Here is a 20,508-nt window from a genome sequence, read left to right on the forward strand (position 1 = left end):
GGGTGAGGTCATGCCCCGCTCGGCGGAGGTGCCGTTCTGTTCGTCCGTGACGGGCGGCGTGTTGGATCCGGCGGAGTTGAACGCGGAGTACTGGTGCCGGAATCTGCGGGAGACGGTGCGTTTCGACCGGGCGGTGGGCCGGCTGTCGGAGCAGGGCTATCGGGTGTTCGTCGAGGTGAGTCCGCACCCGGTGCTGGGTCCGGGCATTGAGGAGGCGGTGGAGGAACTCGGCCATGAGGCCGTCGTGGTGGGGACACTGCATCGTGGCGAAGGCGGCCTGGACCGCTTCCTCACCTCGGCCGCACAGGTCTGGGTGCGCGGCGTCCCGGTGGACTGGAGCGTCGCCACCGGTGGTGGTCGTCGGGTGGATCTGCCGACGTATGCCTTCCAGGGTGAGCGGTTCTGGTTGGAGCCGGTGGGTGGTTCGCCGCTGAGTGCAGTGGACGCGTTGCGTTATCGCGTCGTGTGGCGGCCGTTGGACGCGGTGGCTGCTGCGGGGGTGTCCGGGGGCGAGTGGTTGCTGTTGGTGCCGGACGGGGGTGGGGAGGGCGAGTGGGGCTCGGCACTGGAGGCGGCTCTTGCCGAACGCGGCATGAGCGTCAGCGTGTTGGCGGTGGGTGACGGGTGTGACCGTGAGTCGCTGGCGGCGGTGCTGAAGGGCCGGGAGCCGGCCGGTGTGGTGTCGTTGTTGGCGAGTGGGCCGGGTGCGGCGGCGGGTGGTGCGGCGGTGCCGTGGGGGCTGGCGGCGACGGTGGCTCTGGTGCAGGCCCTGGAGGCGGCCGGTGTCGCGGCGCCGTTGTGGTGTGTGACGCGTGGCGCGGTGGCGGTCGGCGCCGGCGAGCGGGTGCCGAGTCCGGAGCAGGCGATGCTCTGGGGGCTGGGCCGGGTGGTCGCCGCCGAACTGCCGGAACGGTGGGGCGGCATCGTGGACGTGTCGGAGTCCGTCGACGGCGAGGTGGCGCGGGCCACCGTCGCTGCCGTGCTCGGCGGGCACGGTGAGGACGAACTGGCGGTCAGGGGATCGGGGTTGTTCGTCCGCCGGTTGGAGCGGGCGCCGTTGGCAGGTGTGGCGCCGGTCCGTGCGTGGAAGCCCCGGGGCACCGTGCTGATCACCGGTGCCACCGGCGCCCTCGGCCGTCACGTCGCCCGTCGGCTGGCCGGCGACGGCGCCGAACACCTGCTCCTGCTGAGCCGGAGCGGCCGTGCGGCACCCGACGCCGAGGCCTTCGAGGCCGAACTCGCCGCTTCGGGCGCGCGGGTCACCATGGCCGCCTGTGACGTGTCCGACCGGGGCGCGGTGGCGGAGGTGCTGGCCGGGCTGCCGGCGGAGTACCCGCTCACCGCCGTGGTCCACACGGCCGCCCTGCTCGACGACGCCCTGCTCGGCGATCTGACGCTTGATCAGATGGAGCGAGTGCTACAGGTCAAGGTCGGCGGCGCCCGGGTGCTGCACGAGTTGACGAAGGGCCTGGACCTCTCCGCCTTCGTCCTGTTCTCCTCGATCGCCGGTATCTGCGGTCTGGCCGGGCACGCCAACTACGCTCCGGGTAACGCCTATCTGGACGCCCTGGCCCACCACCGGCGCGCCAACGGCCTGCCCGCCACCGCCATCGCCTGGGGCCACTGGGACGGCGCCGTCGCGGCCGGCCCCGGCGCCGAGGACCGGATCCGCCGCCACGGCGCCCAGGACCTCGACCCGGCCCAGGCGCTGGACGTCCTGCAGGGGATTCTCGACCACGACGAGACCTCCGTCGCCGTCCTGCGCTGTGCCTGGGACGACCTGGCCTGGAACGCACCTCTGCTGGGCGACCTCCGCGCGCGGCGCGGGGCCGCCCCGTCCGGTCCGGCGGCCGGCGGGGAGCAGGACGGGCCGGCGACCGACCTGGCCCGGCGACTGGCGGAGCTCCCGGAGGCGGAGCGCCCCGGGGCCCTGCTGGAGCTGGTCCGGCCGGTGATCGCGACCGTCCTGCGGCACTCCTCGCCGGAGGCGATCGAGCCGGACCAGCCCTTCAAGGACCTCGGCTTCGACTCGCTGACCGCCGTCGAACTGCGCAACCGACTGCGAGCGGCGACCGGCCTGCGGCTGACCGCCACCCTGATCTACGACCATCCGACGCCGGCCGCCCTGGCCGACCACCTGCACGCCGAACTGGCGCCGCGCCCCGACACCACCGTGGTGCCGATCCTGGCGGAACTGGACCGGCTGGCGGCGGTCCTCTCCGCCGCCTCGGTCGCCGGGGCCGAACGGCAGGCGGTCGGCGACCGCCTGCAGGACCTGCTGGCCGGCTGGCGCGCCACCGCGTCGCGCGCCGCCGGCCCCGCCGAGACCGTCACCGAACTCGAAGCCGTGACCGACGACGAGCTGATCGGGCTCCTCGGCGACGAGTTCGGCATCTACCAGCCCGATCACTCCGCAGAGGGAAACGCTCATGAATGACGACCGGATGCGCTACTTCCTCAACCGGGTGACCGCCGAGCTGCGCGAGACCCGCGACCGTCTGCGGGAGGTGGAGGACAGCCGCCAGGAGCCGATCGCGATCGTCGGCATGGCCTGCCGGCTGCCCGGCGGGGTCACCTCGCCCGAGGGCCTGTGGGACCTGGTGGCGTCCGGCGCGGACGTGATCTCGGCGCTGCCCGTCAACCGCGGCTGGGACCTCACGGACTTCTACGACCCGGACCCCGACGTGCCGGGCCGCTCCTACGTCCGGGCCGGCGGGTTCCTCCACGACGCCGCCGACTTCGACGCCGGGTTCTTCGGCATCTCGCCGCGCGAGGCGCTGGCGATGGACCCCCAGCAGCGGCTGCTGCTGGAGACCGCCTGGGAGGCGTTCGAGCACGCGGGCATCGATCCGGCCTCGGTCCGCGGCACCGACACCGGGGTGTTCGCGGGGGTGGTCTACGGCGACTACGCGCGGCGCGGCGCGCAGATCCCCGCCGATCTGGAGGGGCACGTCGGCACCGGCAGCGCCGCCAGCGTCGCCTCGGGCCGGATCTCCTACACCCTGGGGCTGGAGGGCCCCGCGGTGACGGTCGACACCGCCTGCTCCTCCTCCCTGGTCGCCCTGCACCTCGCCGTCCAGTCGCTGCGCTCGGGCGAGTGCTCGCTGGCACTGGCCGGCGGGGTGACGGTGATGCTCACCCCCGAGGAGTTCGTCCGGTTCTCCCGGCTGCGCGGCCTGTCCACCGACGGGCGCTGCCGGGCCTTCGGGGCCGATGTGCGGGGACGGCTCCTCGGCGTGCAGCGTTCTCGGCAGGACTCCAATGCTCACGTCGTCCTCGAACAGGCGCCGGCCGCAGCCGAGCCGGAGCCGGCCGGGGTGCCGGGCGCGGCGGAGTCGGAACAGGCCGGGGCGCCGGCCGCACCGCAGCCCGCCGGCGTACCGGCGGTGCCCGGCCCGCCCGTGGTGCCGTGGCTGCTGTCGGCGCGGAGCGCGCCCGCGCTGCGCGAACAGGCCGCCCGTCTGCGGTCGGCGCTCCAGGACCGCCCGGCGGCCGACCCGGTGCCGGACCCGGCGGCGGTCGGGCACGCGCTAGCGACCACCCGGGCCGTTCTGGAGCACCGTGCGGTGCTGCTCGGCACGGATGTGGACAGCCTGCTGCAGGGCCTCGCCGCCGTGGCCGAGGATGCTCCGGCGCCGGGCGTGGTCCGCGGCGTGGCGGCGGGCCCGGGTCCGGGTCGGACGGTCTTCGTCTTCCCGGGCCAGGGCGCGCAGTGGGTCGGCATGGCGGTCGAGCTGGCCGAGGCGTCCGGTGTCTTCCGGGAGCGGCTGACGGAGTGTGCGGAGGCGTTGAAGCCGTTCGTCGACTGGGACCTCTTCGAGGCTCTGCGCGGTGGGCCGGGGGCGCCGTCCCTGGAGCGGGTCGATGTGGTGCAACCCGTGCTGTTCGCCGTGATGGTGTCGCTGGCCGAGCTGTGGCGTTCGTACGGTGTGGAGCCGGCCGCGGTGGTGGGGCATTCGCAGGGGGAGATCGCGGCGGCCTGTGTGGCGGGCGCGTTGTCGCTGTCGGACGCGGCGCGGGTGGTGGCTCTGCGTAGCCGGGCCCTGACCGGGTTGGCCGGGCTCGGCGGGATGGTGTCCGTTCCGCTGCCCGTCGACGAGGTCCGCGAGCTGCTCGCCCGCTGGAAGGACCGGATTCAGATCGCGGCGCTGAACGGTCCCGCCGGGACCGTGGTGGCCGGTGAACCGGGAGCCCTGGACGAGCTTCTGACGTACTGTCAGGCGCGGGAGGTGCGGGCCCGGCGGATTCCGGTGGACTACGCCTCGCACACCTCGCAGGTGGAGCGGCTGCGCGAGGAACTGCTGGACGTGCTCGCGCCGATCGCGCCGGAACGGGCGAGCGTGCCGTTCTACTCGACGGTCGAGGAGCGGTGGCTGACCGGCACCGAACTCGACGCCGACTACTGGTACCGCAACCTCCGCCGGACCGTCGCCTTCGAGCCCGCGACACGGGCGCTGGTGCAGCAGGGCCATGGCGTCTTCGTCGAGATCGGTCCGCACCCGGTGCTGGCCGTGAGCGTGCAGGAGACCCTGGAGGCCGCCGGGGCCCAGGGCATCGTCACCGGCTCGCTGCGCCGCGACGACGGCGGACTCGACCGGTTCCTCACCTCGGTCGCCGAGGTGCACGTCCAGGGCCGGCCGGTGGACTGGACGGCGGCCTTCGGCGGCGTGCCCGCCCAGCGGGTGGAGCTGCCGACCTATCCGTTCCAGCGGCAGCGCTACTGGCTGAACGCCTCCGGGCCGGCGACCGGTGGGTCGGCGGCGGGCGGGCTGACGTCCGCCGGGCTCGCCACGGCGGACCACCCCCTGCTCGGCGCGGTGATCGAGCCGGCGGACAGCGACGAGGTCCTGTTCACCAACCGGCTCTCGCTGGAGACCCACCCCTGGCTCGCCGACCACGCCGTGGCGGGCACCGCCATCCTGCCGGGCACGGCCTTCGTCGAACTCGCCGTCCGGGCCGGCGACCAGGTCGGCTGCGAGCTGCTCGACGAGCTGGTGATCGAGCGGCCGCTGGTCCTGCCCGAGCAGGGCGGCCTCCGGCTACAGGTGCGGGTGGGCGCCGCGCAACCGTCCGGTGCGCGGCAGGTCGGGATCCACGCCCGTCCGGAGCAGGGCGGCGACGGGCCGTGGACCCGCCACGCCACCGCCGTGCTGGCGGCCTCCGGTCCGGCTCCGGACGGGTCGGCGGACGCCTTCGACGCGGGCGCGTGGCCGCCGCCGGGTGCGGTGGCCCTGGAGACCGGGGGGCTGTACGAGCGGCTGGTGGCGGCGGGCTACCACTACGGACCGGCCTTCCGTGGGCTGCGCGCGGCCTGGCGGCGGGGTGCGGAGGTGTTCGCCGAGGTCGGCCTGGACGAGGAGCAGTCGGCCGAGGCCGGCCGGTACGGGCTGCACCCGGCGCTGCTCGACGCGGCCCTGCACGCCACCTTCCTGGCCGATGCGGGCGGCGGACCCGAAGCGGCCGATACGGCCGAAGCCGAAGCCGAAGCCGAAGCCGAAGCCGACGCCGGTACGGCCGAAGCCGCCGACCGGGCCAAGGCCCCCAACCCCACCCGCCTGCCGTTCGCCTGGAACGAGGTGCGCGTCCACGCGGTGGGCGCCTCGGCCCTGCGGGTGCGCCTGCGGCCGGACGGGCCCGACCGCACGGCGCTGTCCGTCGCCGACCCGTCCGGCCAGCCGGTGGCGACCGCACGCTCGCTGGCCCTGCGCCCGGTCTCCGCCGAGGAGTTCGGCGGAGACCGGGCTGCGGCGGGGGACGCCCTCTACCGGATCGGGTGGGTGCCGGCGCCCGGCCCGTCCGAGCAGGGCGCCGCAGCCCAGGCCGCAGCCGCCGCCGAGGCCGACACCGCCCCGGTCGTCGAGTACTTCCCCACGGCTCCCGACGCGACCGACGCGACCGACGCGACCGCCGAGGCCGACGCGGTGCACCGGACGGCGCGGCGGGCGCTGGACGCCGTGCAGTCCTGGCTGGCCGACGAGCGGTCGGCGGAGCGCCGGCTCGTGCTGGTCACGCGCGCCGCGACCGCCGTCCGGCCGGGCGAAGCCGCCGATCCGGCCGCTGCCGCGCTCTGGGGCCTGGTGCGCTCCGCGCAGGCCGAGCACCCGGGCCGCTTCGTCCTGGTGGACGTCGACGACCCGGACGCCCGCCCGCTCCTGCCGCCGGCCGTACTCGCCTCCCGGGAGCCCCAACTGGCCGTCCGGGCGGGCGAGGTGCTGGTGCCCAGACTGGTGCGGGCGGCCCCGGCCGAGGTCGGCGCGCCGGTTCCGCGCTTCGACCCCGAGGGCACGGTGCTGGTCACGGGGGGTACCGGCACGCTGGGGTCGTTGCTGGCCCGGCATCTGGTGACCGGGTACGGGGTGCGGCATCTGCTGTTGGTGAGCCGGAGCGGTCCGGCGGCCCCGGGTGCCGGTGAACTCGAAGCCGAGTTGCGCGAGTTGGGCGCCGAGGTGACGATCGCGGCCGCCGACACCGCCGACCGGGACGCGCTGCGCGCCCTGCTCGCCGGCATCGGGCGCCCGCTGACCGGCGTGGTGCATGCCGCCGGAGTGCTGGAGGACGGTCTGGTGGCCGCTCTGACCCCGGAGCGGTTGGCCACGGTGCTGCGGCCCAAGATCGACGCTGCCCTCGCCCTGCACGAACTCAGCCGTGAACTGGCCCCGGACCTCGCCGCCTTCGTGCTCTTCTCGTCCGCCGCGGGCGTGCTCGGCGGCGCCGGCCAGGCCGGTTACGCGGCGGCCAACGCGGCTCTGGACGCGCTCGCCGAGGCGCGCCGGGCGCAGGGACTTCCGGCCGTGTCACTGGCCTGGGGCCTGTGGGCGGAGGCCACCGGGCTGACGGGCCATCTGGACCGGGCCGACCACCGCCGGATCGCTCGCAGCGGCGTGCGGCCGTTCTCCTCGGAGCAGGGGCTGGCGCTGTTCGATGCCGCGCTCGCGACCGGCGACGCCGTCCTGGTGCCGATGGCGCTCGACCTCGCCGGACTCCGGTCGGCGGATGCTCCCGTCCCCGCCCTGCTGCGCGGCCTGGTCCGGCCGGGCCGGCGGGTCGCCCGGGCCGGCGACGCCGGCACCCTGGCGGAGCGGCTCGCCGCCCGCCCGGCCGCTGAGCGCGGGCGGGCGCTGCTGGAGCTGGTGCGCTCGCACGCCGCGACGGTGCTCGGCCACAGCGGCACCTCCGCCGTCGAACCGGCGCTCGCCTTCCGCGAGTTGGGCTTCGACTCGCTGACCGCCGTGGAGCTGCGCAACCGGCTCGCCGCGGCCACCGGTCTGCGGCTGCCGGCCACCCTGGTGTTCGACCACCCGACCCCGGCGGTGCTGGCCCGCCGGCTGGAGGCCGAGCTGTTCGGCGAGCCGTCGGCCACGCGGCCGGCCGCGCTCGCCGCCGCGGCCCAGGACGAGCCGATCGCGATCGTGGGCATGTCCTGCCGGTTCCCCGGCGGCATCGACTCGGCGCAGGACCTCTGGGAGGCGGTCGCGGCGGGCCGGGACGTGGTCGGGAGCTTCCCCGAGAACCGCGGCTGGGACCTCGACGCCCTGTTCGACCCCGACCCGGACCGCCCCGGCAAGAGCTACGTCGACGCGGGCGCGTTCCTGGCCGACCCGGGCGAGTTCGACGCGGAGTTCTTCGGGATCAGCCCGCGTGAGGCGCTCGCGATGGACCCGCAGCAGCGGCTGCTGCTGGAGGCCTCCTGGGAGGCGTTCGAGCAGGCGGGCATCGACCCGGCGGGCCTGCGGGGCAGTGACACCGGGGTGTTCGCGGGGCTGCTGTACCACGAGTACGGCGCGCTGCTCGACCGGGCCGAGGGGGCGTCCGAGCTGGAGGCGTACGCGGGCACGGGGGGTGCGGGCAGCGTCGCGTCGGGCCGGATCTCCTACACCCTCGGACTGGAGGGCCCGGCGATCACCGTCGACACCGCGTGCTCGTCCGCGCTGGTGGCGGTGCACCTGGCGAGCCGTTCGCTGCGCTCGGGCGAGTGCTCGCTGGCGCTGGCCGGCGGCGTGACCGTGATGACCACGCCGGCCGCGTTCACCGGGTTCTCGCGACAGCGCGGGCTGGCGGCGGACGGCCGGTGCAAACCGTTCTCGGCGGCGGCCGACGGCACCGGCTGGTCCGAGGGGGTCGGCCTGTTGGTGCTGGAGCGGCTCTCCGACGCCCGGCGCCACGGACACCGGGTGCTCGCGCTGGTCCGGGGCAGCGCCGTCAACCAGGACGGTGCGAGCAACGGGCTGTCGGCACCGAACGGACCGGCGCAGCAGCGGGTGATCCGGCAGGCCCTGGCCGACGCCGGGCTCTCCGCCGACGGGGTGGACGCGGTGGAGGCGCACGGCACCGGGACCAGGCTGGGGGACCCGATCGAGGCGCAGGCGGTGCTGGCGACGTACGGCCAGGGCCGGCCGCTGGACCGGCCGCTGTGGCTGGGCTCGGTGAAGTCGAACCTCGGCCACACTCAGGGAGCCGCCGGTGCCGCCGGAATGATCAAGATGATCCAGGCGATGCGGCACGGGGTGCTGCCGAGGACGCTGCACGTGGCGGAGCCGACGGCGCAGGTGGACTGGTCGGCGGGTGCGGTGGAGTTGTTGACGCGGGCGCGGGAGTGGCCGGAGACGGGGCGGCCGAGGCGTTCGGCGGTGTCGTCGTTCGGGATCAGTGGGACCAACGCGCATGTGGTGCTGGAGCAGGCGCCGCCGGTGGATTCGCTGGTGGACTCCCCGGGAGCCGGAGCCGGAGCCGGAGCCGGAGCCGGAGCCGGAGCCGGAGCCGGAGCCGGAGCCGGAGCCGGAGCCGGAGCGGGCGTCGTAGTGCCGTGGCTGGTGTCGGGTGGTGACGAGGGCGCGTTGCGCGCGCAGGCGGGTCGTTTGGCGGCGCATCTGCGGGAGCGGCCGGAGTTGGGGGTGGTGGACGTCGGGTACTCGCTGGCGGCCACCCGGGCGGCGTTGCCGGAGCGGGCGGCGGTGCTCGGCGGGGACCGTGAGGCGCTGCTGCGCGGCCTGGACGCGCTCGCCGGGAATCGACCGGCCGCGGGGATCGTCCGGTCCGGCGTCACCTCGCACGACGGCGTCGTCTTCGTGTTCCCGGGGCAGGGCTCGCAGTGGCTCGGGATGGGCGCGGAGCTGCTGGCGGAGTCGGAGCTCTTCCGGGCCTGGATGGCCGAGTGCGCCCAGGCGTTGAAGCCCTTCGTCGACTGGGATCTCCTCGACGTCGTGCGGGGTGTACCGGGCGCGCCGTCGCTGGAGCGGATCGACGTGGTGCAGCCCGTGCTGTTCTCGGTGATGGTGTCGCTGGCGGCGCTCTGGCGCTCCTACGGCGTCGAGCCGTCGGCCGTGGTGGGGCATTCCCAGGGCGAGGTGGCGGCGGCCTGCGTGGCCGGCGTGCTGTCGCTGGCGGACGCCGCACGGCTGGCCGCACTGCGCAGCCGGGCCCTGGCCGGCCTCGTCGGCCGGGGCGGTCTGGCTCCGGTGTTCCTGCCGGTGGAGCAGGTGCGCGAGCGGCTGCGGGGCTGGGAGGGCCGGCTCTCGGTGGCGGCGGTGAACGGGCCGGGCACCGTGGTGGTGTCGGGTGATCTCGACGCGCTGGGCGCGTTCGTGGCGGCCTGCGAGGCGGACGGCGTTCGTGTCCGCCGGGTTCAGGCGGGTGTCGCCTCGCACGGGCCGCAGATCGAACTCGTCCGGGACGAGCTGCTGGAGGTGCTGGCGCCGGTGGTGCCGGGTCCGGCCGTGATCCCGTTCTACTCCTCGGTGACCGGACGGCCGATGGCCGGGGAGGAGCTGGACGCCGCCTACTGGTACGCCAACCTGCGGCAGGCGGTGGAGTTCGAGGCCGCCACCCGGGCGTTGCTCGACGACGACCACCGGGTCTTCGTCGAGGTCAGCCCGCATCCGGTGCTGACCACCAGCATCGAGGACACCGTCGAGACCACCGGCACCACCGCCACCGTCACCGGCACGCTGCGCCGTGACGACGGCGGCTCGGCGCGGCTGCTGGCCTCCGTGGCCGGGCTCTGGGCGGCCGGTCTGCCCGTCGACTGGAGCACCGCCACCGCCGGCGGGCGCCCGGTCGAACTGCCCACCTACGCCTTCCAGCGCCGCCGCTACTGGCTCGACGCCGACCCGGAGGACGAACCGGACACCGCCGGCGGGCCCCTCGCGGACCAGCCGTTCTGGGCCGCCGTCGAGCAGGGCGACATCGAGGCGCTGGCCCGCGCGCTGGGCGCCGGCCCGGACGGCGGAGCGGCCGTCGATGCCCTGGCGCCGGCCCTGCCGGTGCTCGCCGCCTGGCGGCAGCGGCAGCGGACCCGGTCCGTCGTGGACGGCTGGCGGTACGCGGTCGACTGGCAGCCGCTGCGCGAGCCGTCCGCGCCGGCCCTGACCGGCAGCTGGCTGGTGGCGACTCCCGCCGGCCACACCGGCGACCCCTGGGGCACCGAGGCCGAGCGGGTCCTCACCGAGCACGGCGCCCGGGTGCTGCGGATCGAGCTCGACCCGGCCGGCGACCGTGTCCGACTGGCCGAGCGGCTGCGTGAACTCGCCACCGGGGGCGAGCCGTTCGCGGGTGTGCTGTCCCTGGTGGCGCCGGCCTGGCAGCCGCACCCCGAGCACCCCGCACTGTCGGTGGGTCTGGTGCTCACCCTCACCCTGGTGCAGGCCCTCGGCGACGCGGGCATCGCGGCCCCGCTCTGGTGCGCGACGCGGGGCGCGGTCTCGGTCGGCGGCGCCGACCAGCTCGACGCCCCCGGCCAGGCCGCCGTCTGGGGTCTGGGCCGGACGGTCGCCCTGGAACACCCCGACCGTTGGGGCGGCCTGGTCGACCTGCCCGAGCGGCCGGACGCGCGGGCGGGCGCCCGGTTGTGCGGCGTGCTCGCCGGGATCGCCGACGAGGCCGAGGTGGCCGTCCGGTCCGCCGGCCTGTACGCGCGCCGTCTGATCCGCGCGGCCGCACCGGACGCCGCCCTTGATCCGGGTGCGCCGGCCCACTGGCGGCCGCGCGGCACCGTGCTGCTCACCGGCGCCACCGGGGCGGTCGGACCCTACCTGGCCCGCTGGCTGGCCCGCGGCGGAGCCGAGCACCTGGTGCTCACCAGCCGCTCCGGCGCCACCGGTCCGGCGACGGCCGCGCTCCGGGACGAACTCGCCGCGGACGGCACGAGGTTGACGGTCGCCGCCTGCGACGTCGCCGACCGGTCCGCACTCGCCGCGCTGGTCGACCGGCTGGCGGCGGACGGCACGCCGGTGCGCGCCGTGGTGCACGCCGCCGCCTTCATCCGGCTGAGCTCGCTGGACGCCACGACCCCGGCCGAGTTCGCGGAGGTGGTCGCCGCCAAGGCGGACGGCGCCCGCCACCTCGACGAGATCTTCGACCGGGACGAGCTGGACGCCTTCGTGCTCTTCTCGTCCGTCGCCGGAGTCTGGGGCAGCGGCGACCACGGCGCCTACGCGGCGGCCAACGCGTACCTGGACGCCCTCGCGCAGCAGCGCCGGGCCCGCGGGCTGCGGGCCACCTCGGTGGCCTGGGGGCTGTGGAACACGCCCGACCGCTGGGGCGCCGAGGGCCCCTCCAAGGACGCCGAGAGCCGGTTGTTCCGGCAGGGCCTGCCCCTGATGGACCCCGAACCGGCCGTCGCCGCCCTCCAGCAGGTCCTGGACCGCGACGAGACTTTCGTCGCCCTGGTCGACGTGGCCTGGGACCGCTTCGTCCCGACCTTCGCCTCGGCCCGGCCGCGACCGCTGCTCGACGCGATCCCCGAGGCCCGCCCAGGCCGCCCGGCCGAGCGGCCGGAGCGGGAGCAGGCGGCGGACCTGCTCTCCCGGTGGCGCCGCCGCCTGGCGGGCCGCCCGGTGGCGGAGGCCGACCGCGAGCTGCTGGAGCTGGTCGCCGGGACGGTGGCGGCGGTGCTCGGCCACGCCTCGCACGAGACGATCGCGACCGGGCGGCCCTTCCGCGAACTCGGCTTCGAGTCGCTGGCCTCGGTCGACCTGCGCAACCGCCTGAACGCCGCGACCGGCCTGCGGCTGCCGACCACCGTGGTCTTCGACCACCCGACGGTGCTCGCGCTCGCCGGCCGGCTCCGGACCGAGATCCTCGGGGAGTCGCCCCGGGCGGCCGAGCGGCCCGCGGCGGGCACCGGCAGCGCGACCGGCGCCGACGACGACCCCGTCGCGATCGTGGCGATGAGCTGCCGCCTGCCGGGCGGCATCCGGACGCCCGAGGAGCTGTGGCGGCTGCTCGACGCCGGTACGGACGCCGTCTCCGGCCTGCCCACCGGACGCGGCTGGGACCTCGCGGGCCTCTACCACCCCGAGCCGGGCCGTCCGGACACCACCTGCACGCGGGAGGGCGGATTCCTCCACGACGCCGCCGAGTTCGACGCCGGGTTCTTCGACATCGGCCCGAGCGAGGCGCTGGCGATGGACCCGCAGCAGCGGCTGCTGCTGGAGGCCTCCTGGGAGGCCGTCGAGCGCGCCGGCATCGACCCGCACACCCTGCGCGGCAGCCGGACGGGCGTCTACATCGGCTCCCGCTACCAGGGTTACGGTGCCCTGGCCGAGGTCACCGACGAGCTGACGGCCCACCTCGGCCTCGGCGACGTGATCAGCGTCCTCTCCGGCCGGGTCTCCTACACCCTCGGCCTGGAGGGCCCCGCGGTCACCGTCGACACGGCGTGCTCGTCCTCGATGGTGGCCCTGCACCTGGCGGCCCAGGCCCTGCGCCAGGGCGACTGCGCGCTCGCCCTGGCGGGCGGGGTCACGGTGATGTCCTACCCCTCCGAGCTGGTCGGACTGAGCCGCCTGGGCGAGCTGTCGGCGGACGGCCGCTGCAAGTCCTTCTCGGCCGAGGCGGACGGCATGGGGATGGCCGAGGGCGTGGCCGTGGTCCTACTGGAGCGGCTGTCGGACGCGCGCCGCCACGGGCACCCCGTGCTGGCCCTGGTCCGCGGTTCGGCCGTCAACCAGGACGGCGCGAGCAACGGGCTGACCGCGCCCAACGGCGTCGCACAGCAGCGGGTGATCCACCAGGCCCTGGCGAACGCCCGGCTGACGCCCGATCAGGTCGACGCGGTCGAGGCGCACGGTACCGGCACGGCGCTGGGCGATTCGATCGAGGCCACCGCACTGCTGGCCGCGTACGGCGCCGGCCGGTCACCGGAGCGGCCGCTCTGGCTGGGCGCCATGAAGTCCAACGTCGGGCACACCCAGTCGGCGTCCGGGGTGGCCGGAGTGATCAAGATGGTGCTGGCCATGCAGCACGGCGTGCTGCCCAGGACGCTGCACGCGGACCGGCCCTCGTCGCGGGTGGACTGGTCGGCCGGGGAGGTCAGGCTGCTGACCGAGGCGCAGCCCTGGCCGGAGACCGGCCGGCCCAGGCGGGCCGGGGTGTCCTCGTTCGGCATGAGCGGCACCAACACGCACGTCGTCCTGGAGCACGTCGCCGACCGGGCACCGGCTCCCGAGGACGCGTCGGCGCCCGGGGACGCACCGGCGCCCGAGGACGCCTCGGCGCCCGAGGACGCCTCGGCTTCCGAGCAGGCGGGCGGTTCGCTGCCCTGGGTGCTGTCGGGCCGCAGCGCGACCGCGGTGGCCGCCCAGGCGGAGCGCCTCGCCGCCTTCGTGGCGTCCCGGCCCGAGGTGTCCGCCCGGGACGTCGCGTTCTCACTGGCCGCCGGCCGGGCGGGCCTGGAGCACCGCGCGGCGGTGCTCGCCGCCGACCGGGAGGGCTTCCTGAGTGGCCTCAAGGCCCTGGCGGAGGGGGTGGCGGCCGAGAACGTGGTCGCGAGCGGCCCGGCCGCCCCGGACTCCGCGCCGGTGCCGACCGGGCCGGCCGGCCCACTGGAGGCGCTCGCCCGGCAGTGGGTGCGCGGATCGGCCGTCGACTGGCGGACCGCCCTGTCCGGCGGCCGGCACGTGGACCTGCCCACCTACGCCTTCCAGCGCCGTGCCTTCTGGCTGACGCGCTGACCTGCGGGGCTCCCCGCGGGCCGGTCCGGGCGGTGCTGCCGCCCGGACCGGCCCGCGAGGGCGTGCCCGGGAGGACTCAGACGCGCGCGGTCGTCTGCTGCTCGGCCCAGCCGGCCAGCTCCTCGCGCCCGATCTTGGCGTTGTGCCGGATGTCCACCGGGAAGCCCGGATGCCGCAGGAACTCCCGCAGTCCCGCCGTCAGCGGCTGGTCCGCGCCGAGCCGGCGCAGCTCGGTCAGGAGGTCCTGCCACTGCTCCTCACCGACGCCGGGTTCGGTCTCCACGCACACCACCGGGCGCTGGGCGCCGGCGGCCCCGATGCCGACCAGCGCGCTGCGCCGGACCAGCGGGTGCGCGTTGAAGACCCCCTCGCACCGGACGGTGTGCAGGTCTCCCTCGGCGGTGCGGACCCGCTGCGCCCGGCGCCCGCAGAACCAGATGCGCCCGGCGTCGTCCAGGTAGCCGAGGTCACCGGTGCGGTGCCAGATCCGCTCGGGGCCCGCTGTGGACCGCTCGCGGATCTTGTACTGGGCGTTGGCGTCCGCGGTGGCGTGGTAGCGCGGGCTGACCACGTCCCCCGCCACCACGATCTCGCCGATCTCCCCGGCCGCGACGGCGAGGCCGGCCTCCCAGTCCGGCAGGGGGTCGTCGCTGACCCGCACGATCCGCACGTCCGTCCCGTCGACCGGCCGGCCCACGCAGGTGCCGTCGCCCAGCGCGCCGCGGGCCGCCGTCTCGCCCAGGATCTCGGCGGACTCGATCGAGGAGATCGGCATCGCCTCGGTGGCGCCGTAGGCGACGTGGATCCCGGTCCGCTCGTCCAGCACCCGGCGCAGCGCGGCCACCAGGTCCGGCGGAACGGGCGCTCCGGCGGACACCACGCTGCGCAGGGCGGGCAGCGGGGTGCGCTCCCGCTCCAGGTGCGCGGCGAGGACGCGGAACAGCGCCGGGGAGCCGAACACGGTGGACACCCCGAACCGGGTCAGGGCCGCCGTCAGCAGCTCCGGATCCGCCTGTGCCACCTTGGCCGGAGCGATCGGCGCCAGCACCATGGTGGAGCCGTAGATCAGGTCGAACAGCCCCCAGATCGGGACGGTGACCAGGGAGACGTCGTCGCGGTCGCGCCCGTGCGCGGCGTGCATCTGCCGGGCCGTCGCGGTGGCCATCCGGTGGACGCTCTCGACGCCCTTGGCGGCCCCGGTGCTGCCGGTGGTGAACGCGATCATCATCAGGTCGTCGCCGGTCACCGGCTTGGCCGGCGCCGATCCGGGGCCGCCGAGCAGCCCGTCCAGGGTGTGACCGCCCCAGAACCAGCGCCGTCCCAGCGTCACCTTGATCCGGACGGTCGCGAAGGTGCGGCGGCCGAGCACCCGGACGGCGTGCGCGACCGAGGGCCCGACGAAGGCCTCCGCGCCCACCGCGCGGTAGCAGTTGAGCATCCGCTTGATGCCCATGCCCGGGTCCACCACCACCGGCACGGCGCCGATCCGCAGCAGTGCGAAGACCAGGATGTACAGATCCGGTCCGGGCTTGGGCATCAGGATGGTCCGCATGCCCGAGGTGATTCCGATCCGGCTGAAGCCGGCGGCCAACTCCTCGACCCGGCGCTGCAGTTCGCCGTAGCTGAGCTCGCGGTAGCGGATCCCGCCGGCCGGCTCGCGGCCGTCCGGATGGATGATCGCGGTCTTCTCGGGGGTGGTGCGGGCGTGCCGCTCCAGGTAGTCGGCGAGGCCGGCTTCGGCCTCGAACGGGTGGCGGGGGGCGACGGTCATCGGCGGGCCGCCCGTCCGGCGCCCTCGGGTACGGCGCGCGCGGGTCCGGCGCCCTCGGGTACGGCTTCGGCGCGGCTGCGGTGCCTGGCGGTCAACACTGGTTCTCACTCCTCGGGGTCCACACGAAGGCGCGCTCCCCGCAGCGCCGCCCTGACACGTCGCACCGGGCGGCACCCGGTGCCCTGGGTCGTGGCCGGCGGCACCCGGTGCCCGTGGGACTCGGACGACAGGAGTGACGCTACCGGCCGGGGCGATCACCGTGGTCGAGAACCGTCAAAAAGGGTCGTGCGCGGTCCACCCGGGCCGGGGGCCGGGTGGTGGCCATGGGCGCGAGTGACCTGAGACGAGACGGTCCGTCTTGACGACTGGGTCCGGGGCGGCGATAGTGGAGGCATCGAACGAGACGAACCGTCTCGTCTCTATCGATGGGAGCCGCCCATGCGCACCTCGCCCGCACGCACCACCGACCGGGTCTGGTTCATCACGGGCGCCAGCCGTGGCCTCGGACGCGCCTTCGCGGACGCGGCACTGGCCGCGGGCGACCGGGTCGCGGTCGCCGCGCGGAGCACCGGGCCGCTGGAGCGCCTGGCGGCCGCCCACCCGGGGCGGGTGCTGCCCCTCGGGCTGGACGTCACCGACCGGGACGCCGTCTTCGCGGCCGTCGCCGAGGCGGTCGGCCACTTCGGCCGGCTCGACGTCGTCGTCAACAACGCCGGGATGCTGTCGATGGGCATGGTCGAGGAGTTCACCGAGGCCGAGGCCCGGGCCCAGCTGGACGTCAACTTCTTCGGGGCGCTCTGGGTGAGCCAGGCCGTCATGCCCACCCTGCGCCGGCAGGGCTCCGGGCACCTCGTCCAGATCTCCAGCATCGCCGCCCTCGGCGGCTTCCCGAGCACCGGGCTCTACAGCGCCGGCAAGTTCGCCCTGGAGGGCATGAGCGAGGCGCTCGCCATGGAGGCGGCCGGCTTCGGGGTGAAGGTGAGCATGGTCCAGCCCGGCGGCTACTGGACCGACCTCTACACGGCGATGCACAGCACCGACACCCTGGAGGCCTACGACCCGCTCCGGGCCGAGCTGGCGAAGCAGTTCGCCGAGGGCTCGATCGACAGCGACCCGAAGCTCGCCGCCGAGGCGCTGCTCACGCTCGTCGACAGTGACGAGCCGCCGCTGCGCCTGCTCCTGGGGAGCATGGTCTACGACCTGGCGTTCGACATCGCGCGGACCCGGATGGACACCTGGGCCGCCTGGGAGGGTGTCAGCCGCGCGGCGGAACACGCGATACCCGCCCCCGGGACGGTGGTGGACGCCCCGTGACCGCCCGACCGGGCCCTGCGACGTCAGGCGTCAGCCGCCAGCCGTCGGTCGGCAGCCCTCAGGCATCTGCCGTCAGCCGTCAGGCGTCGGTCGGCAGGGCCGTCGTGCGGCGGCGCGGCGGTGCGGTGCGCGGCTGGGCGGGGAGCGGGAGGTCGAGGGCGTCGCCGGTGTCGGCGGGCAGGCCGAACGCGGCGGTGACCTCGGCGGGGAGCGCGCGCAGGCCGAGCAGGCCGGTGCAGAGCCGGGCGGTGGCACGGTGCCAGTCGGCGGAGCGCTGGAGCAGGGCGTGACCGCTGCCGACCACGGTGTAGCCGCAGACCCGGGCCCCGGCCGAGCGGCTGCGGGCGGCGAAGGCACGGGTGTCGGCCGGGCCGGTGACCCGGTCGCGGTCGCCGTGCAGCATCAGGACGTCCCGGCCGGCGAGCTGTTCGCACGGGTCCTGCGCCGGGCACCACGGTGCCAGCGCGACCACGCCGGTGACGTTCGGGTGGCCCGCCGCGCGCAGCGCCGCCCGCCCGCCCATCGAGTGGCCGACCAGCAGGGTCGGCACATGGCCCAGCTCCTCGGCCAGGTCGGCGAGCGCGGCGCGGGTGTCCCGGGCGGCGTCGGCGCGGTCGCCGTTCCAGCCCCGGTGGCGGTAGCGGACCGTGCCGATCGCGACCCCGGCTCCGGCCGTCTCCCGGCGCAGGGCACGGACGAAGCCGTACATCCGCAGGCCGGGCAGGTTGAGCGGGCCGGGCCGGCTGCGGTTGTGCTCCTCGCCGCCGTGCAGCACCAGCACCGCGGCCGCCGGGCGCTCGGGCAGCTCCCGCCAGACCAGCGCCCGGTGCCCGGCCGCGTTCCCCTCGCGACCCGTCCGGACCGTGCTCCCCGTGTCGCCGCTCACCCTGTACCGCCCCGCCCCGCCGTCCGTCCGTTGGACCGCCACTGTACGCGCAGCCCGACCGGCCGCGGGGCCCACTCGGGAGGATCGTTCCGGCCGGACGGTACGGTCCGCCGTCAGGCCGGGAGCAGGCCCTGCTCGCGCACCAGCCAGCAGATCGCGGTCAGCCGGTGCACCGCGAAGTCGTAGCCCACCGGCTCCCGCCACCCGATCTCGGTGAGCGCGTCGAGGAACCCCTGCGCGTACTGCGACAGCTCCGCGCGCTCCACGGTCAGGGGCAGCAGGTCCGGCCCCTGCGCGTAGAGCAGCTCGCGCAGCTGGGCGACGTGCTGGTCGACCGCGGCGACGAAGCCGGGTTCGAAGGCGAACTCGGCCAGCCGCGGGGTGAAGGCGGCGACGATCCCGGGCAGCGGGCAGCCGGCCGGCTGGTCGGGGGAGCCTCGGTGGGACTCGTCGGGCGTGGCGAACATCCGTCCAACGGTAGGCGAGCGGACCCGGGGGAGCGGCCGCGCGGGCTGAGACCTTGGCCACCCCGCCGCCCGCCGGCCGCCGGCCGCGGCGCCACCCCGCCACCCGTCGGCGTCACTCGGCCGAAAGTGCGGATCGCCCGTGAGCCCGGGGTGGTCTGTACCAGAATGGACCGCATGGATCTTCGAATCTTCACCGAGCCCCAGCAGGGCGCGAGCTACGACACGCTGCTCCGGGTGGCGCGGACCGCCGAGGAGCTCGGCGCCTTCAGCGCCTTCTTCCGCTCCGACCACTACCTCAAGATGGGCGGCGTGGACGGCCTGCCCGGCCCCACCGACGCCTGGATCACGCTGGCCGGCCTGGCCCGTGACACCAGCACCATCCGGCTGGGCACCCTGATGACCGCCGCCACCTTCCGGCTGCCCGGCGTGCTCGCCATCCAGGTCGCCCAGGTCGACGCGATGAGCGGCGGGCGGGTCGAGTTCGGCCTCGGCGCCGGCTGGTACGAGGAGGAGCACGCCGCCTACGGCATCCCCTTCCCCAAGGAGAAGTTCGGGCGGCTGGAGGAGCAGCTGGCCATCGTCACCGGGCTCTGGAACACCAAGGTCGGCGACACCTTCGACTTCGCCGGCGAGTACTACCGGCTGACCGAGTCGCCGGCGCTGCCCAAGCCCGCCCAGCAGAAGATCCCCGTGCTGGTCGGGGGCACGGGCCCGACCCGGACCCCGGCGCTGGCCGCCCGCTTCGCCGACGAGTTCAACCTGCCGTTCGTCTCGGTCAAGGAGAGCGCAGCCCAGTTCGGCCGGGTCCGGGCCGCCGTCGAGCGGGCCGGCCGCCGGGCCGACGACCTGGTGTACTCCAACGCCCTGGTCGCCTGCGTGGGCCGGGACGACGCCGAGGTGGCCCGCCGGGCCGCCGCGATCGGCCGCGACGTGGACGAGCTGAAGGCCAACGGCCTGGCCGGCACGCCCGACGAGGTGGTGGCGGCGATCGGCCGCTACGCCGCCGTGGGCACCGAGCGCGTCTACCTCCAGATCCTCGACCTGGACGACCTCGACCACCTGGAGCTGATCGCCTCCCGGGTCGCCCCGCAGCTGGGCTGACCCGGCTCGCGACCGGGTCGGCGACCGTCCGCCGGGCCGCCGCCGCCCCCCGCGTCGCCGGGGAGGCGCCGAGGCGGCCCGGCGGCCCCGTTCCGGTGGGAACGTACCGGTACGAACGCGCCGCTCCCCGGGCGCGGTTCCGAGGAGCGCGGTGCGTGGGCGTTGTGCGGGAGGCGTCGTGCCGGCGTGAAAGGGCTCGGCCGTACCGGCGCTGACCACTAGTCTTTACTCTCTCTTGAAGGGGGAAGGCTTCTTCGGGAGGCGGGGGCCGGGGAGCCGGCGCCGCGGAGTCAGGGGGAGTGCCGGTGGTTGAGGTCGGGGTGTCCGGGGCCAAGGTGCCCGTGCCGAGATCGGCGTGCGCCGCCGAGGTCCGCCCGGCCGCCGCGGTGTTGCGCCCGCGCGGCCTGCACGATCTGCGCCGGGGGCCCGGTGGGCCGGTGTGCGGCGGGGCGGGCTCCGCCGGGGCGCCGGCCCAGGCGCTGCACTACCGGGCCGACGATCTGCTGATCGTCTCGGGCCTGCCGGGGAGCGGCAAGAGCACCCTGATGCGCCGGTGCATCCGCGCCCCGCTGATCGACTCCCAGCAGGTCCGGGAGGAGTACGCGGCCCGGCTGCCCGGCTGGTTGCCCTACTTCGTCTACCGCCCGCTGGTGCGGGCCGCGCACTACCGGCGGCTGCGCCGCGCCGTGCTGGCCGGTGGCCCGCTCGCGGTGCACGACTGCGGCACGCTGCCCTGGGTGCGGCACTGGCTGGGCCGGGCGGCCGCGCGGCAGGGGCGGCGGGTGCACCTGGTCCTGCTGGACGCCAGCGCGGACGAGGCCCGGGACGGCCAGTACGCCCGGGGGCAGCGGGTCTCCGCCTACGCCTTCGCCAGGCACCGCGAGTCGGCCCGGCGGCTGCGCGGGAGGCTGGCGGGCACCGGGGAGCCGCCGGCGGGTTGTGCGTCGGCCGTGGTACTCGACCGGGCCGGTGCGCGCGCCGTGCGGGAGATCGTCTTCGTGGCGTCGTAGTCTCGGCGAG

At 75.9% G+C, this 20,508-nt stretch carries 8 protein-coding genes; 5 read left to right on the forward strand and 3 right to left on the reverse strand.

The genetic code is table 11. The features are described from left to right. Both AB0J08_RS30205 and AB0J08_RS30210 read left to right on the forward strand, forming a co-directional pair. On the forward strand, positions 1-2,437 hold a 2,437-nt coding region (locus AB0J08_RS30205; protein WP_360641026.1), incomplete at its 5' end, for an SDR family NAD(P)-dependent oxidoreductase. Continuing rightward, entirely contained in the window at positions 2,430-13,949 is an 11,520-nt protein-coding gene (locus AB0J08_RS30210; protein ID WP_360641027.1) for a type I polyketide synthase, read from the forward strand. The genes AB0J08_RS30205 and AB0J08_RS30210, both read left to right, overlap by 8 nt. A 76-nt stretch (positions 13,950-14,025) precedes the next feature. On the opposite strand, the gene AB0J08_RS30215 is transcribed toward AB0J08_RS30210, so the two are convergent. Next, the gene (locus AB0J08_RS30215) at positions 14,026-15,720 is read right to left on the reverse strand and encodes a fatty acid CoA ligase family protein (protein WP_360641028.1); all 1,695 of its coding nucleotides are present in this window, start codon (positions 15,718-15,720) and stop codon (positions 14,026-14,028) included. Between the two features lie 438 nt (positions 15,721-16,158). Here AB0J08_RS30215 and AB0J08_RS30220 point away from each other — a divergent pair, with 438 nt between their 5' ends. Beyond that, a complete protein-coding gene (locus tag AB0J08_RS30220; protein ID WP_360641029.1) occupies positions 16,159-17,034 on the forward strand; it encodes an SDR family NAD(P)-dependent oxidoreductase in 876 nt (291 codons plus the stop codon). 79 nt (positions 17,035-17,113) lie between these two features. On the opposite strand, the gene AB0J08_RS30225 is transcribed toward AB0J08_RS30220, so the two are convergent. Then, positions 17,114-17,920 (reverse strand): alpha/beta hydrolase, encoded by an 807-nt coding sequence (locus AB0J08_RS30225; RefSeq protein WP_360641030.1) that lies wholly within the window; start codon positions 17,918-17,920, stop codon positions 17,114-17,116. 113 nt (positions 17,921-18,033) lie between these two features. Next, positions 18,034-18,387, reverse strand: coding sequence for a DUF6401 family natural product biosynthesis protein (locus AB0J08_RS30230; RefSeq protein WP_360641031.1), 354 nt, complete (start codon positions 18,385-18,387; stop codon positions 18,034-18,036). A 174-nt stretch (positions 18,388-18,561) separates the two neighbouring features. Between AB0J08_RS30230 and AB0J08_RS30235 the strand changes: the two genes are divergently transcribed. Together AB0J08_RS30235 and AB0J08_RS30240 are read left to right on the forward strand one after the other, a co-directional pair. After that, a complete protein-coding gene (locus AB0J08_RS30235; RefSeq protein ID WP_360641032.1) occupies positions 18,562-19,488 on the forward strand; it encodes an LLM class F420-dependent oxidoreductase in 927 nt (308 codons plus the stop codon). A gap of 341 nt (positions 19,489-19,829) precedes the next feature. Next, complete coding sequence (locus AB0J08_RS30240; protein ID WP_360641033.1) at positions 19,830-20,498, forward strand: AAA family ATPase; 669 nt, start codon at positions 19,830-19,832, stop codon at positions 20,496-20,498. Positions 20,499-20,508 lie beyond the last annotated feature (10 nt).

Origin of the sequence: Kitasatospora sp. NPDC050463 (genome assembly GCF_040655255.1) — a bacterium.
Taxonomy (GTDB): domain Bacteria; phylum Actinomycetota; class Actinomycetes; order Streptomycetales; family Streptomycetaceae; genus Kitasatospora.

Coding starts and splice junctions, on each gene's coding strand:
- AB0J08_RS30210 (WP_360641027.1), top strand. CDS start 2,430: ATGAATGACGACCGGATGCGCTACTTCCTCAACCGGGTGACCGCCGAG.
- AB0J08_RS30215 (WP_360641028.1), bottom strand. CDS start 15,720: ATGACCGTCGCCCCCCGCCACCCGTTCGAGGCCGAAGCCGGCCTCGCC.
- AB0J08_RS30220 (WP_360641029.1), top strand. CDS start 16,159: ATGCGCACCTCGCCCGCACGCACCACCGACCGGGTCTGGTTCATCACG.
- AB0J08_RS30230 (WP_360641031.1), bottom strand. CDS start 18,387: ATGTTCGCCACGCCCGACGAGTCCCACCGAGGCTCCCCCGACCAGCCG.
- AB0J08_RS30235 (WP_360641032.1), top strand. CDS start 18,562: ATGGATCTTCGAATCTTCACCGAGCCCCAGCAGGGCGCGAGCTACGAC.